Annotated in this window: 9 protein-coding genes; 5 read left to right on the plus strand and 4 right to left on the minus strand. The window is 38.3% G+C overall.

Annotated features, from left to right (window positions below):
• Window positions 1-534 precede the first annotated feature (534 nt).
• Window positions 535-1,152, plus strand: a complete 618-nt coding sequence (locus H6G75_RS01515; protein WP_190978233.1) for a TetR/AcrR family transcriptional regulator — start codon at window positions 535-537, stop codon at window positions 1,150-1,152.
• Here H6G75_RS01515 and H6G75_RS01520 read toward each other — a convergent pair.
• Entirely contained in the window at window positions 1,136-2,740 is a 1,605-nt protein-coding gene (locus H6G75_RS01520) for a glycosyltransferase family 39 protein (RefSeq protein WP_190978234.1), read from the minus strand. The genes H6G75_RS01515 and H6G75_RS01520 overlap by 17 nt on opposite strands.
• A gap of 713 nt (window positions 2,741-3,453) precedes the next feature.
• Between H6G75_RS01520 and H6G75_RS01525 the strand changes: the two genes are divergently transcribed.
• On the plus strand, window positions 3,454-5,772 hold the full coding sequence (locus H6G75_RS01525) for a cation:proton antiporter (protein WP_190978235.1): 2,319 nt from the start codon (window positions 3,454-3,456) through the stop codon (window positions 5,770-5,772).
• Between the two features lie 68 nt (window positions 5,773-5,840).
• On the opposite strand, the gene H6G75_RS01530 is transcribed toward H6G75_RS01525, so the two are convergent.
• Entirely contained in the window at window positions 5,841-6,059 is a 219-nt protein-coding gene (locus H6G75_RS01530; protein ID WP_190978236.1) for an Hfq-related RNA-binding protein, read from the minus strand.
• A 151-nt stretch (window positions 6,060-6,210) separates the two neighbouring features.
• On the opposite strand from H6G75_RS01530, the gene dapF reads away from it, so the two are divergent.
• Complete coding sequence (dapF, locus tag H6G75_RS01535) at window positions 6,211-7,050, plus strand: diaminopimelate epimerase (RefSeq protein ID WP_190978237.1); 840 nt, start codon at window positions 6,211-6,213, stop codon at window positions 7,048-7,050.
• A 205-nt stretch (window positions 7,051-7,255) separates the two neighbouring features.
• Here the strand turns inward: dapF and H6G75_RS01540 are convergent, their stop codons facing one another.
• Window positions 7,256-9,415: a Tex family protein gene (locus H6G75_RS01540; protein WP_190978238.1), complete on the minus strand. Its 2,160-nt coding sequence runs from the start codon at window positions 9,413-9,415 to the stop codon at window positions 7,256-7,258.
• A gap of 246 nt (window positions 9,416-9,661) precedes the next feature.
• Between H6G75_RS01540 and H6G75_RS01545 the strand changes: the two genes are divergently transcribed.
• Entirely contained in the window at window positions 9,662-9,898 is a 237-nt protein-coding gene (locus H6G75_RS01545; RefSeq protein WP_190978239.1) for a hypothetical protein, read from the plus strand.
• Window positions 9,899-10,081: 183 nt separating this feature from the next.
• Here the strand turns inward: H6G75_RS01545 and H6G75_RS01550 are convergent, their stop codons facing one another.
• Window positions 10,082-12,256 (minus strand): polysaccharide biosynthesis tyrosine autokinase, encoded by a 2,175-nt coding sequence (locus H6G75_RS01550; RefSeq protein WP_190978240.1) that lies wholly within the window; start codon window positions 12,254-12,256, stop codon window positions 10,082-10,084.
• 1,242 nt (window positions 12,257-13,498) lie between these two features.
• Here H6G75_RS01550 and H6G75_RS01555 point away from each other — a divergent pair.
• On the plus strand, window positions 13,499-14,854 hold the full coding sequence (locus H6G75_RS01555) for a glycosyltransferase family 4 protein (protein ID WP_190978241.1): 1,356 nt from the start codon (window positions 13,499-13,501) through the stop codon (window positions 14,852-14,854).
• The last annotated feature ends 21 nt before the right edge of the window (window positions 14,855-14,875 follow it).

Below are 14,875 nucleotides of genomic sequence, written 5' to 3' on the forward strand. Positions count from 1 at the left end.
TTAGTCAAGCGATCGCGAAAAAGTATTTACTATTTAAGAGCATTGCTCAACTGACTTCCGAATCAGGTGTTACAGCTACAGGACTTTAGCAGTGAGAAGAAAAATCAAAGGTGTGAGCGAGGGTGTAAGGGTGAACTGACAGGTGTAGGTTTTTGATGTGGGTATGAGTGGACACTCTCAGACAGAGTTCTAAACGTGGTTCAAATAACGAAATTTCGTTCTTAGGTAAAAAATCAAAGACTAAAATTTGAGTTTTCAACTAACGGAAAAACCCCATTTCAGCCACGTTTGTAAAATACCTACACCTGTCAGGTAAGGGTGAAGGGGTGTATGTTAGGACTTACGCAAAAAAACGAAAAAATAAGGTTTTAGTAAAGGGTGCAGGGGTATAAGAGTGTAAGGGTGTAAGTATTCAAAACCCTTACACCCCATACCCTTTCACCCCCACACCCAACCTCCACAGACAATGTTGGTGCGTCAGTCCTAAGCTACAGAAAATCTTCAGAACGATTACAAAATCAGGAATATTGCAACATGGCACGCCCAAAAGTGGGAGAAATTGACCGTTCCAATTCAACAGAAAAAGTCGAAAAGATTCTCCAAGGGGCAATGCAGGAGTTTCTCGCCCACGGCTACGCCGCTACGAGTATGGATAAGGTAGCAGAAGCCGCCAACGTTTCTAAAGCTACGGTATACAGCCATTTTCAAGATAAAGAAGGGTTATTTCGGGCATTAATCGAAAAATTGGCTAGAAAGCGGTTTCACTCTATTTTAGGGACACACCCCCTCCAAGGGGAACCTTATATTGTGCTGCGGCGGTTAGCCAAAACAGCATTAGACCAAATGGTGAATGACCAAGAATATCAAGCATTTGAGCGGCTGTTAATGGGAGAGTCGGCGCGTTTCCCAGAATTGGCGCAGGTATTTATTGCGAGTATTGCCAAACCCGCCATTGAGACTATCAGTAAATATTTAGCATCATGTTCGGAATTAAACATCCCCGACCCAGAAGCCACAGCCAGAATACTCATCGGTTCACTGGTGCATTTTGTGATGACACAGGAAATTATGCACGGTAAGAATATTATGCCAATGGAGAGCGATCGCTTGATTGATGCCTTAACCCACCTAATTGTCAATTGCGCTGATTAACAGCTTGAATTTTCCATAAACCAAAAACTGGATTTTTCTCGATGTAAGCAGGTTCTAAATGATAGTTAACCTTTAAATATCTGTGTAAATTTCGTGATGGATAAAACAAAAATAAATTATCTGTGGCTTTGGGAATTACCAAATTTTGAGGCTGAGTAGTTAGCTGAAAATTCACATCTGCATTAACTATATGAGTTAATCCTAAAATATAGGGAAAATTAGCATCACTAACTAATACAGGCTGAGAAGTTTGATTGATCACAGCAGCAACTTGATTTAGTCTTAAATTATTTGCCGCACCTTTATTCCACCAAATATCTTCTGGGGAAAGAATTACGCAAGATATCACCCCACAAGAAATGATAAAAATAGTCATCAATCGCCAGATATTCTGCCGTTTTATGCTTTGAAGTGCAACTAACTTACTAGCTAAAAGATGAGCTACCGTTAATTGAATTCCTAAAAATGTCGGTATTAGATATCTCGCAACTCCCGAACGTCTACCGCCAGAAATAATATCAGGAATAATTAAGGCTATTGCCGTTGTTAAAGTTAAAGTAAATATAAATAACCAAGTAGTTTTAGGTGTTGAACGATAGAGATAATAAAATCCATAACTAATTAAAATTACAATAACCAAAGTAAATGGTATCAACCAAATTATTGCTTTAAATGAGATATTATCATTAATAATTACCCAATCTAGAAAAATTCGAGTTATATTGAGCAGCCATTTCCCAATTAACGCTGGTAAACTTGTCGCTTCTTTGATCCAGTCTAGTCTTTGAATTCTGCCAGAGATTTTACCTTGGTAAATAACTATCAGCCAAGGAATAAAGGCGATAATGGTTACTGTGACAGATAATAGATAAGCAATTAATGACTGAGTTTTTTTGAACCCATTAATACCTAATATATAAATACCATGCCCAAGTACCACAAAGATTGAGAATAAAAATGTGTAAAAACTCAAAATTAAAGAAACCGCATAAATAACCCAACTAGTAAATGTTTTTTTTCTTAAAGCCAAGAGAATTGTGTAATTAGCAAAGATAATAGTTAATGTCCATAAGCTATATTCTCTAGCTTCCTGAGCATATAAAATATGAAACGGCGAGATAGCTATAAGTGAAACGGACATCCATCTTGTTAAAGACAATGCAAATAATTCTCGGCATAAATAATATATACTGATTAAAGAAAATACACTAATAACAGCAGATAAACTCCTAATTACAGCGACCGAATTACCAAACCAAGCTGACCAAAACCAAGCCAAAAAATAATATAGTGGTGGATGTTGAGAATCTTCTATAGCCAGCCGCACCATTGCACTACTGATACCCTGGGCTGGATTTACTTGTTGATATTGTTGTAAGATACCAACATTAACAACTTCACCATTATAAAATTTTTCAATAATTTCTGTACTGGGATGACCAGAAAGCCATAATGAAGTATAAACTTCATCTGTCCAATAAACTTTTTTATCAAGGTTAACAAACCGGAAATAAATTCCTAAAATCAAGATAGAAATAACAAGAACTTTGAGCCAGATATATTCTTGTTTGTAATGTAGAATTTTCATGGTTAGAAAGATGAGAGAGTATTTACAAAGTCAGGTTTTAGCTGAATGCACTGCCGTAAAACCTAAATTTTACTCATCCGGTCGTCAGTACACTACCGGAGAAATACTCTCTCTTATTGGATTTCTTCAGCTAACTCAGGACTTACGCAAAATCATGAAAAAACGTAGACGCACAAGCGGCTTCCCGAAGGGTACCGCAAAGGGCGCAAAGGACACGAAGTTAAGAGGATTTGAGAGGGTTCTTGCGTAAGTCCTATAACTCTTGAAATTAAATTAGAAACAGTGATTTTTTATACGCTTTTTTGGATAATTCAGTGCAGAGCAAGTGGTTCTGCTGATGGAGATGCTGCAATTAACTGTATCTCTAATATTTAATTATGAGCCGTCATGGCATTTCTTATGCTAGTGAAGTACAAGCAAGAATAATTAACCGCCGATGGACGCAGATAAATTTGTACCTCAGTAGACTAGGAAAGGCTATACCAGCCATAAATTATGTAGGTTGATTCTTGAGGGCTGACACAAGAAAACGAAAAATTGAGTCTTCAAGGTATTCCAAACCCTTACACCCGTCCCAAGCAAAAATCTTTGTTTGTAAGTCCTGGAAGAAGAAAGCACAAATTTTGTGACCTCTATGCCAACAATTTAACCCCCAGATAGATAAAAATTTGTATGCTGAAGTTAACAGGTCTTAATAGTTCTTTTTAAAGATTGTGCAAGAAGATTTTAGATTAATTGTCGATTTAGTATTAGTTTTGGGAGTCGCAGCCTGTGGGGGGCTGTTGGCATCCCTGTTAAAACAACCAGTGCTGTTGGGGTATCTCATTGGCGGAATGGTTGTCGGGCCTGCGGGGCTAGGACTGATTAAAGAGGTTATTCAAGTAGAAACTTTGGCGCAATTCGGGGTAGCCTTTCTACTATTTGCCTTGGGCGTGGAGTTTTCTTTTGCGGAATTAAAAAAAGTAAAAGCGATCGCTCTTGGTGGGGGTGGACTACAAATCGCCTTGACAATCTTAGTCACAGTGGTGGTGTGTGGCGTAACGGGCGCTTGGGGCAGTTTACCCGCTAAAGGTGTATTCTTGGGGTCAATTCTCTCCTTGTCTTCCACCGCCGTTGTCCTCAAGTGCTTGATGGAGCGTAACGAAACAGAAACGCCCCACGGACAGGTTATGCTGGGGATTTTGGTTGTACAGGACTTAGCTTTAGGGCTAATGCTGGCTGTTTTACCTGCGCTGCACGCCCCAGCAGAAGTAATTGGTGTAGCAGTACTCACAGCCTTGGTACGGATTTGTTTATTTGCGGCTGGGGCAGTTGTGGCTGGTATTTGGCTGATACCGCCATTGTTGCGAATGTTAGCCCGCACCGAAAGCCGGGAATTATTTTTACTCGGTGTAGTAGCTTTATGTTTAGGTATTGCCCTACTCACAGAATATTTGGGCTTATCAATTGAAATGGGGGCGTTTGTCGCCGGCTTGATGATTTCTGAGGTGGAATACGCTGACCAAACTTTAACTTATGTAGAACCGCTACGAGATATTTTTGCTAGTTTGTTCTTCGCCGCCATTGGGATGTTGATTGACCCGGTGTTTTTGTGGAACAATCTGGAATTAATTTTAGGGTTAGTGGCGTTGGTGTTTGTGGGCAAGTTTTTGATTATTACGCCCTTAGTTAAACTCTTCCGCTACCCGTTGAAAACAGCTTTAATTGCTGGGTTTGGACTGGCACAAATTGGGGAATTTTCCTTTGTGTTGGCTAGTGAAGGTCAAGCATTAGGGCTGGTATCTCGACGTATATATTTACTAATTTTAGGAACTACAGCCGTTACCCTGATATTGACTCCTTTTGTGCTGCGGCTATTACCATTTTTGTTTAACTTTGCCGAATCGATGCCTTGGCTGAAACCTTATTTAGCAGGAGAAGGTGAAGCCAGAGATGTATCGGAAGAATTACCTGTAAAAGACCATATAGTTGTTTGTGGTTATGGGCGGGTAGGTAAAAATTTGGTGAAGTTATTGCAACAGCATGACTTACCTGTGGTAGTCATTGACCAATCCGAAAGCCGGATTCAGCAGTTACGAGATGCGGGTGTGGCTTATGTTTATGGTAACTGTGTGAGTTTTCACGTTTTGGAAACCGCAGGCGTAAACCATGCGAAAGGAATGGCGATCGCACTTCCTGACCCTATGAGTACTCGTCTGTGTTTAAAACGCGCTTTAGAATTACATCCAGAATTAAATTTGGTTGTTCGCGCCACCCAAGACAAAAATATTGAGGTGCTTTATCAATTAGGGGCGCGGGAAGTTGTTCAACCAGAATTTGAAGCCAGCTTAGAAATGGCGACTTATTTATTAAACGATCTAGGCTTCTCACAATTTATCGTCCAGCGAGAAATGCAGCAAATCCGCAACGATCATTATTTGGATTTGCGCCCAGAACGTTCTGCTTCTGAGGTTTCCCGCGATTTAGACCAAGCAACCCGCGATTTAAATCGGCGCTGGTATCCCTTACCTGCAACTTCACCTCTCATTGGAATGAGTTTAGAAGAAGCGGATATGCGCTACTTAACAGGGGTCAGCTTGATGGCGATTCGCCGCGCCAATGGCACAGAAATCGATTATCCCAACAATCTCACAAAATTAGAAGAAGGCGATCGCTTATTAGTTGTCGGCGCATCCGAAGAACTAGCCGCCTTAGAAGAATTTGCTCAAGGTAAAATAGCTGTTCCCGGAGAAAATAGTGCTTGTCAATGGATAGTAATCGAGGCTGATTCTCCCGTTGAGAATAAAACCCTGGCTGACTTGAAAAATCACGAAAAATCATTACAAATCCAAGCACTGCGACGGGATGGCAAGTTTATTCGCCGCCCTGATGAAAAAACAGAACTGAAAGTTGGCGACCAAGTATTATTATGTGGTAGCTTACCCAGTCTGAATCAACTACAATCTTTATTCACCGCACCCAACAAAATGCCTTTGTCTATCCCCATAGCCAAAGCGAGTGAAGCACAAACCCTCAAAGAGTTTCTGTCTTGAAAGTGCTGAGTTGAGAGTTCTGAGCAAAAATACTAGCCCCTAGCCTCTACCTCTAACCTTTAGCCTAATTAACCTTTGGGTTGAAGATAGACGATCGCTTGTTTCCAAATGGTTGTTTGCTGGTTGTTTTCATCAGCAATACAAACGCAACCGGGGTCTTGCCATAAAATCTTACCTGTCAATAGGTCGCCTGTGACTAGTTTGAAATCAACTACTGCGGCTTGTTTAATTAGGTTCTGTACTTGCCGAATGCTAGGCAGAGAAGTATCAAATTCTGTTGTCGGCATTTTTGATAATGGTTTATGCACAATCGAAAGTTTTCTTAGTAAGGAGTGGCAAATTATGAACTATCAATTATGAAGGACAAAATTTCTTGTTTCATGCTTCATACTTTATACTTCATACTTTCCTAATCATTGATAATTCATCATTGGCAAAATGGCAATTGAATTTACTAAGTATCACGGTCTAGGCAACGACTTCATTTTAATTGACAATCGCGGGGCAGCCACGCCACGTATCACACCAGAGAAAGCCGTTGAGTGGTGCGATCGCCACTTTGGTATCGGTGCAGATGGTGTAATTTTCGCCTTACCAGGAAAAAACGGTACTGATTACACCATGCGGATTTTTAATTCCGATGGTTCAGAACCGGAAATGTGTGGTAACGGAATTCGCTGTTTAGCTGCATTTCTCGCCGATTTAGAAGGCATATCCCGCACTCAAGATAAATATCGCATTCATACCTTGGCGGGGACAATTACACCCCAACTGACACCAGATGGTCAAATCAAGGTGGATATGGGTTTACCACATTTACTAGCTGGCGAAATTCCGACTACCCTGGGTGCGGCTGATGCCAAAGTAATTAATCAACCCTTAGAAGTCGCTGGACAAACTTGGGAAGTTACCTGTGTGAGTATGGGAAATCCCCACTGCATCACTTTTGTGGAAGATGTCGCTGCAATTCCCTTAGAAACCATCGGCCCCAAGTTTGAACATCACCCAGTGTTTCCCCAAAGAACCAACACCGAATTTATTCAAGTAGTAAGTCGTGACTACTTGAAAATGCGGGTATGGGAAAGAGGCGCAGGAATTACATTAGCTTGTGGTACAGGTGCTTGTGCTTCTTTAGTCGCTGGCGTGTTAACTGGAAAATGCGATCGCGCCGCGACTGTAGAATTACCAGGAGGTTGCTTAGAACTTGAATGGTCAGAAATTGACGAACGGGTATATATGACTGGCCCCGCCGAACGAGTATTTAAGGGTACTGCTTGAGACTGGGTGTAGGGCGGCGCTGGAAAGTCAAAAGTCAAAAATTCTCTGACTTTTGATTTTTGACTTTATTTTGCCCTGACACCCTTCCCAAAACTCTTGATTTTTCGTCTCACTGCGTAAGTCCTGAATTAATTGGAAAGGATTTTTCCTTCTGCCTTCTGCCTTCTGCCTCCTGCCTCCTGCCTCCTTCAATACTCAGCACTTTTCATTGCTTGACTGCTTTCATTGACAAACTAATCCGTTTTAATTTCTCGTTCACTTCCAAGACTCTCACTTTGACAACTTGTCCCACCTTGACAATTTGCTTGGGATCTTCCACAAATCTATCGGCGAGTTGGGAAATATGTACTAAACCATCTTGATGTACACCAATATCGACAAATGCGCCAAAATTGGCAACATTTGTGATTATTCCTTCTAATTCCATCCCTATTTGTAAATCGCTAATTTCTTTGATGCCTTCTTTAAAAGTCGCATACTTAAATTCAGCGCGGGGGTCTCGTCCTGGTTTTTCGAGTTCGCTGAGGATATCTCGTAATGTTGGTTCACCAATGGTATCGGTGACATATTTTTTCAGATCGAGTTTTTTGAGCTTTTCCGCAATTTGGCTGACTTGATTTAGTTTAACGTTGAGGTCAGAGGCGATCGCTTCCACAACTGAGTAACTTTCAGGATGCACAGCCGTATTATCTAAAGGATGATCACCATTGCGAATCCGCAAAAATCCGGCGGCTTGTTCAAAAGCTTTCGGCCCTAATTTCGGCACTTTCAAAAGTTGACGACGATTTTTAAAAGCACCATTTTGATTGCGATAGGTAACAATATTGTTGGCAACTGCGGCTGTAATCCCAGACACAAACGTTAAAAGTTCTTTAGAAGCTGTATTTAAATCTACACCCACAAAATTGACGCAGCTTTCTACAGTTTCATCCAGTTTCTTTCTCAACAGCTTCTGATCAACATCGTGCTGATATTGTCCCACACCAATAGATTTGGGATCTATTTTGACTAATTCTGCCAAAGGGTCTTGCAAACGGCGGCCAATACTAATTGCACCCCGCACGGTTACATCTAAATCAGGAAATTCTTCTAAAGCTACTTTGCTGGCAGAATATATCGATGCACCAGATTCATTCACCATCACTTTAATTGGTTTACGGTCAAGAGTTTGTAATACTTGGATGACAAACTCATCAGTTTCCCGCGAAGCTGTCCCGTTACCAATAGCAATTAGCTCGATTTGATATTTTTCAATCAAATTTTTAATCGTTTGTGCTGCTTTTGTGCGTTGTTCAGCCGCTTGGTGAGGGAAAACTGCCTGATATTCTAAAAATTTGCCTGTTTCATCTAAAACAGCCACTTTACATCCAGTTCTAAATCCCGGATCTATCGCTAAAGTCGGTTTCATCCCCGCCGGTGCAGACAGCAATAACTCCCGCAAATTAGCCTCAAAGGTTTTGATAGATTCTATATCTGCATAATCTTTTTTGGTAGAAATTACTTCTGCCGTCAGAGAGGTTTTCATCAGGCGGTTAAACGCATCTTTTAACATTGTCTGATAAAAATCCCGAATATCTCTGACTTTGGTGCGAATTACTTGAGATTCGAGATAACCAAGTACATAATCTTCATCAAAATTAATATCAAAGCTTAATACTCCCTCTGCTTCACCCCGACACAATGCCAACATATTGTGGGGAGCAATATTTTTGACTTTGATTTGATAATTGCGGTACATCTCAAATTTAGTTGTACCTTCAGGATGATCATCTTTAATCCGAGAAACAAAAACTCCAGCTTCTAGGAAATAATCACGCAAATAAGCACGCAGTTCTGCTGTTTCGGCGACTGCTTCCGCAAGGATATCAGATGCACCTTTTAGCGCCTCATCTGTGGTTTTTACACCTTTCTCTTCAGAAAGATACTTGCTTGCTTCTGCTGCTAAAGATGCAGCTATACCATTTTTAATATTTAGAGATTGAATAAACTCAGCTAAAGGTTCTAATCCTTTTTCTTTGGCAATGGTGGCACGGGTGCGGCGCTTTGGTCGATATGGTAGGTATAAATCCTCAAGTTCTGTTTTTTGTTGGCAAGAGATAATTTGTGTTTTTAACTCATCAGTGAGTTTACCTTGTTCGGCGATCGCATTTAGAATTACAGATTTTCTTGCCTCTAATTCTGTTAAGTAATTGTACTTATCAAACAAATCGCGCAATTGCACTTCATTCATTTCACCAGTGCGCTCTTTGCGGTACCGTGCAATAAACGGAATCGTTGCACCCTCCGCCAAAAGTTCCAGCGCGTTCTGCACCTGATAAGGTTTAAGGTCTAGTTCAGCTGCTAAGAGTTGAGGAATGTTTAGCATTGGGTATATAAGGGGAAAACGTTACTTCTAAAGGTAATATCCTAGATAGATATTATAGTGACAGCACTGAGTGTTAAACTTATTTACTAGACAATTACGGAATCTTAACTTGGTGATTGTTTCTTTATTTAGAGTATTGTGAAGAAAACATCTTTAGATGTAAGATTGACAGCAATCATTATGAATAAAACTTTAAATTAAAATTTCTTAATCTTTGGCATCTTAAATTTTAGGAGAAGAATTGCAATGCCTTTGGTTTTTTTAATCCCTTTATTCACTGGTTTAGCAACTGGTTATTTATCAAAAAAATGTAGCGATGAACTAGCTTACTTGACTGGTGTGTTTACTATTATCAGCTTAGTTGTCAGTCTAGTCTTAGCACCTTGGCAAATCCAGCTATTACTGTTGGTGTTTGTATTTGTCAGCACTAATAAACTTTTAAGAGATAACGATAAAAAGTATACTCAGGTTAATAAGGAATAAGTAGAAATCTTTAAGTAAAAAAAAGATGCGATCGCTACTCGTTCAACAATAGTTGCGTTGGCAAAATTCAGCCAGTAATTGCAAATAAATTATATAGCTGAATAGGCTGGAGTTTGAGAGTGATCGCTTTCTCTTAGCAAAACATCCAGCCCCAGAAAATTACCCATCATCAAGACTCACTAGCTAATAACTCTTGAAGGTGGTTTTATCGCCATTGCCAACTATACCTAAGATATTCAACCGAGAAAGTTTTAAGTTTTCAATAGCACGATTAAGTACTGAAGACTGGGTTTTGCCAATTTTTACCACCATTAAAATCCCGTCTGTATTGGGTGCAAGCAAACTAACATCGGCAAGCCCCACCAAAGGAGGTACATCATAAATTACTAAGTCAAAAGAATTGTGAAACTCACTCATCAATCGTTTCATTTTTTCTGAAGACAGTAGTTTTGTCGCATCTGGTGGTATTGGCCCAGAGGTAATGACAGATAATTGACTCAGCGTAGGTATTTCTTGAATAGCTTCTCCTACTGGTAAATTAGTCGAAATTAAATTACTCAACCCCCACATATTATTTAAATTTGATAAACTATGAATCGTTGGTCTACGAAGATCCGCATCTACCAACAGTACTCTTTGACCCATTGCTGTAGCTATTTGAGCTAGATTAAAAGCAACTGTAGATTTCCCATCACCAGGCATCGATGAAGTAATCACAATAGAACGAATTGGGTGATCAGAATTTAGAAGCTGAATATTGGTATAAAGCACCCTTAAAGCTTCTAAGAAATGTGTAGTGTAGTTACTACTTTCCTGAACTGTTCCAACGGTTAAATTAGGTATAAATTCAGAAAAGTATTTTGGTAAATTGAACACAGGGAGATTTCGTGGAAAAAAAGAGTTATCTTTCTCAGTCTGAATTTGCTTTTCAAAAGGTATATTACCTAACAAGGGTAATTTTACTTTTTCCTTTAAATCTTTAATACTATTGTAGGTGCTGTCTAACTTTTCTAGCAATAAAGCAACACCAACTCCAATGGCCAAACTTGCTGCCAATCCTGATAAAAGGTTTTTTTTCAAACTAGAAGAAGTAGCTGGAAATCCTGGCCTAATAGGTGCTTGCACTAGCTCCCAGCTAAATTCTGTCTGGGATTTTTGAATTTGCAAATTTTCACGAGTAGATAAAAAACGATTAAGACTTTCAACAGCAACTTGTAATTTTCGCTGTAAATCTGTATATTGACGCGATAAAATAGGTAGTTGCTTGCGTTTTTGTTGTAATTCCTGTTCTCTTTTTGCTATAGCTAGATTCTGTGCTTCTAAAACTTTAATTCCAGTTACAATTTCAGCACGTTTAATATCCAAAAAACGCTTCGCCTCTTGGTTAATTAAAGGTAATAAACTATCTCGCTTTTCTTTCAATGATTGAAGTGTGGGATTATCGGGTTGGAAACGGGTCGCATCCGCAGCTACCTGAGCATCTAATTGATTTTTCTGGCTGATTAACTGTTGATATAAAGCAGCACCAGTCAGTGCGGCTTTAGCACCATCTGGCTGTTGCAGCAGAGCTAAATTAGCACGAGCTTGCGCTAACTGAAAATTAATTGTTTGTTTTTGTGCAGTTAAGTTTGCTGTTTCAGAATCTAGTGATTTTGTTTCAGTTTCTGGGTCGTTTAAATTGTATATTTGTTTGAGAGTCTGCAATTGTTGTTGTAACTGATCAACACGATTTTGGGAAATTTTAAGTTGTGCTTCAACAAACTGAAGTCCTTGCCCTAATTTAGTTTGTCGTTTTTCTTTACTATATTCTAAGTAAGATTGAGCAGTTTTATCTAAAACCAGCTTCACTTTATCGGGATCGTTATCTCGATAACTTACTTGTATAATTTTTGTCTTGCCTAACTGAAAAACATTTAAAGATTGAGCTAGAAAATCATAAGTTATATCTGGATAAGTAATTTGTACACGTTTAACAACATCACCTAAAATTACTGGACTTTTAAGAATCTGAATTTGGCTATCATAATCCAGAGTAGATTGATTAGAATTAGCATTAGTATCTTTGATTACATCAACACTTTTGCTATCATCACTAACTGGTTCTACGAGAATCTGAAAGTTAGCTTCATATTCTGGCTTGGCTGGATTAAGCGTTAAACCAGTAGCAATAACGACCATTGCAACAGTAGCAACTCCAGAAATAATTAGCCATCTTCGCTGCAAAATATCCAAAATTTCTTGAAGGTTCCATCCACCCTCTGATTCTTCATTCCACGGCAGAGATTGGTTCGAGGAAAATAGATGTTCAGGATTGCTATTATGTCCTGAGTTAGAGTATTGAGAGCGATAATTATCCATTATTTGCAAATACTTAGGAATCAATTAAATAAGACTTGTAATATTTATAACGTTTTTGTTAGATGCTGTTTGGGTAGTAATATCTATGAAGATATGTAAAATTCTAATAAAAGTGGTTTAGTTATATATAATTTTATGTACTAATCATTATTAATGATAATAAATCCAAACTACATACAAATTAATTAAGTTTTAGAATATTTATATTTCTTTTATTGTAAAAATAATAATTATTTTCTAATAAAGATTCAGTAATTAAAGCCAAGTCTATGGATTTTTAAAATACATACCCACAGTAAATTACTATACACTTTGATTAAAACTAGTCCTTGATTTCTCTACATACACATATTGTAATCAATAACTTTCGGATTATTAAGAATGCTAGGAAAGCAAGCTAAGTGACAAAATGTAATACATATCTGGACTATGAACTATACTAATGACTAATGCTAAGTTATAATATCTCAAAATAATTATCAACTTTAAGGAACTACTTGATTGTTCAATAGTCATAATTATTTCAGCATTATACTGTCAATAAGTAGCTTAACAAGACCAAATCAACCAATTTAGTTCTAGTTAGTAATGTGAAGGCTTCAGTTCAAGACACATAAGAGCTAGTACGGAAACAACAATCGATATATATGAAGATATTGTATAAAAAATCTTAGGCAAGATAAATTTTTGATGAAGCTTATGAGTATCCTTTAAAACATGATATCTTACTGTTTAAGATTATAAGTGTGATTCTCAACAATATTGTATGAACTGCATAAAATCACTAGCAAGTAAATAACCCGAAAAACACAATGTAAAATTCTACATACAACATAAAAAATTAGATACAAAGTTCAGTTAGGCTTTCTAGTACCTAAACAAAGACTAACAAATTTTATTTATGTAGGTATTTAATCCGCGCAAATTAGCAACTAACCAAAAAAGTTTTATTTAAAAATAAAACTCACTATATATCTTGTGTTCCCCCCTGCTTTGTAATATTTATTATACATATAAAATACACTTACATGTATTTAGTCAAGGTCTTTTAGCACTCCAATCACGATCAGTAAGCTTGTGAAAATGCTAATAAAGTTTGTCACTTTTATGCCAGACTTTAATCTGACTAAAAATAAGTAAAGGAAAGTAAATATTAGACTGTACATATTAATGACTTAAGAGCTTTAGTGGTTCAGTTATATTTCCCTAGAAATCTCTAAATTCTTAAGTAGGATACTGCCGATGCGACTCAATGAATGGATGAACCAAAAGTTTTCACAATCCATTTCTACTCGGTTAGAAGAAACCAGTGAGAATTGCCTAAAAATTCAACAATCTCTTAAATTATCTGTAGTTACCCAATATTTTCCCCCAGACTATGCTGCTACGGGACAGTTAATAGAGGAATTAGTAAAACAGTTAGGGCAGCAAGGGGTAGATGTAGAAGTTTTTACTAGTCAACCTGGATATGCCTTTAACTCAATAGCAGCGCCATCTGTAGAAAAACTAGACCGTCTTAGAGTTCAGCGATCTCGGACAGCTCAACTTTGGCCAGGAAGAATTCGTGGCAAAGCTGTTAATGGAGTATTGTATACTTTACGCGCTTTTTTGTATATGTTGAGAGCTTGGCAACGTAACAATGTGATGTTGGTGACAACAGCACCACCGTTTTTGCCATTGCTGGGATATTTGGGTTATTTATTATTTAAACTTCCCTATGTCTGCATCATATATGATCTTTACCCTGATATTGCGATCGCTCTGGGTGTAGTTTCAAAAAGCCATTGGTTAGTTAAGATTTGGCGTGCTATTAACCAAAAAGTTTGGTTAAATGCCAAAGGGATTATAGTTTTAAGTCCTGCCATGAAACAACGTGTGTTAGCTCATTGTCCAGAGATCAGCGATAAGATTTCGGTCATTCATAGTTGGGCTAACCCAGATTTAATTACTCCAATTGCTAAACAAGAAAACTGGTTTGCATGGAAGCATAACCTTGTGCAGAAGTTTACAGTTCTCTACTCAGGCAATATGGGACGCTGCCATGATATTGAAACTATGTTAGCAGCAGCCAAAGAACTACAAGATGAACCAATTCAGTTTGTATGTATTGGTGGTGGTGCAAAGCGAGAAGAACTAATTAAGGAAGTAAACCGCTTAGGATTAAGAAACTTTACATTTCTGCCATATCAAGATAAGCAGGTACTCCCTTTCTCTTTAACAGCCTGTGACTTGTCCTTTGTAAGTGTAGACGAAACAACAGAAGGTTTAGTTGTTCCGAGTAAACTTTACTCGGCTTTAGCTGCGGGAAGACCCATAGCAGTTATTTGTTCACCGTACTCTTATCTGAGACAGTTAATTGCAGAAGCTAATTGTGGCGGAACTTTTGACAATGGAGATGGTCACGGACTAGCTCAATTTATTCGTTTACTTAGCCGTGACCCACAATTAGGCGAAAGAATGGGAAAGTCTGGTCGACAATACTTGCGATCGCACTTTACACCAAAGTTAATCTCTCAACAGTATTTTGAAGTTTTACAACAAGCAATTGCTTCTGATTCGAGACTTCCACTATCTCAGGTACAGACCCAGACAAAATAGAAATTTTAATTCATTAGTTAA

This window comes from Nostoc sp. FACHB-280, from assembly GCF_014697615.1.
Lineage (GTDB): Bacteria > Cyanobacteriota > Cyanobacteriia > Cyanobacteriales > Nostocaceae > Nostoc_B.

What these genes read in the sequence shown, in the direction of transcription:
- H6G75_RS01515 (WP_190978233.1), top strand. Translation starts at nt 535, where the DNA reads ATGGCACGCCCAAAAGTGGGAGAAATTGACCGTTCCAATTCAACAGAA.
- H6G75_RS01520 (WP_190978234.1), bottom strand. Translation starts at nt 2,740, where the DNA reads ATGAAAATTCTACATTACAAACAAGAATATATCTGGCTCAAAGTTCTT.
- H6G75_RS01530 (WP_190978236.1), bottom strand. Translation starts at nt 6,059, where the DNA reads ATGCCGACAACAGAATTTGATACTTCTCTGCCTAGCATTCGGCAAGTA.
- dapF (WP_190978237.1), top strand. Translation starts at nt 6,211, where the DNA reads ATGGCAATTGAATTTACTAAGTATCACGGTCTAGGCAACGACTTCATT.
- H6G75_RS01540 (WP_190978238.1), bottom strand. Translation starts at nt 9,415, where the DNA reads ATGCTAAACATTCCTCAACTCTTAGCAGCTGAACTAGACCTTAAACCT.
- H6G75_RS01545 (WP_190978239.1), top strand. Translation starts at nt 9,662, where the DNA reads ATGCCTTTGGTTTTTTTAATCCCTTTATTCACTGGTTTAGCAACTGGT.
- H6G75_RS01550 (WP_190978240.1), bottom strand. Translation starts at nt 12,256, where the DNA reads ATGGATAATTATCGCTCTCAATACTCTAACTCAGGACATAATAGCAAT.
- H6G75_RS01555 (WP_190978241.1), top strand. Translation starts at nt 13,499, where the DNA reads ATGCGACTCAATGAATGGATGAACCAAAAGTTTTCACAATCCATTTCT.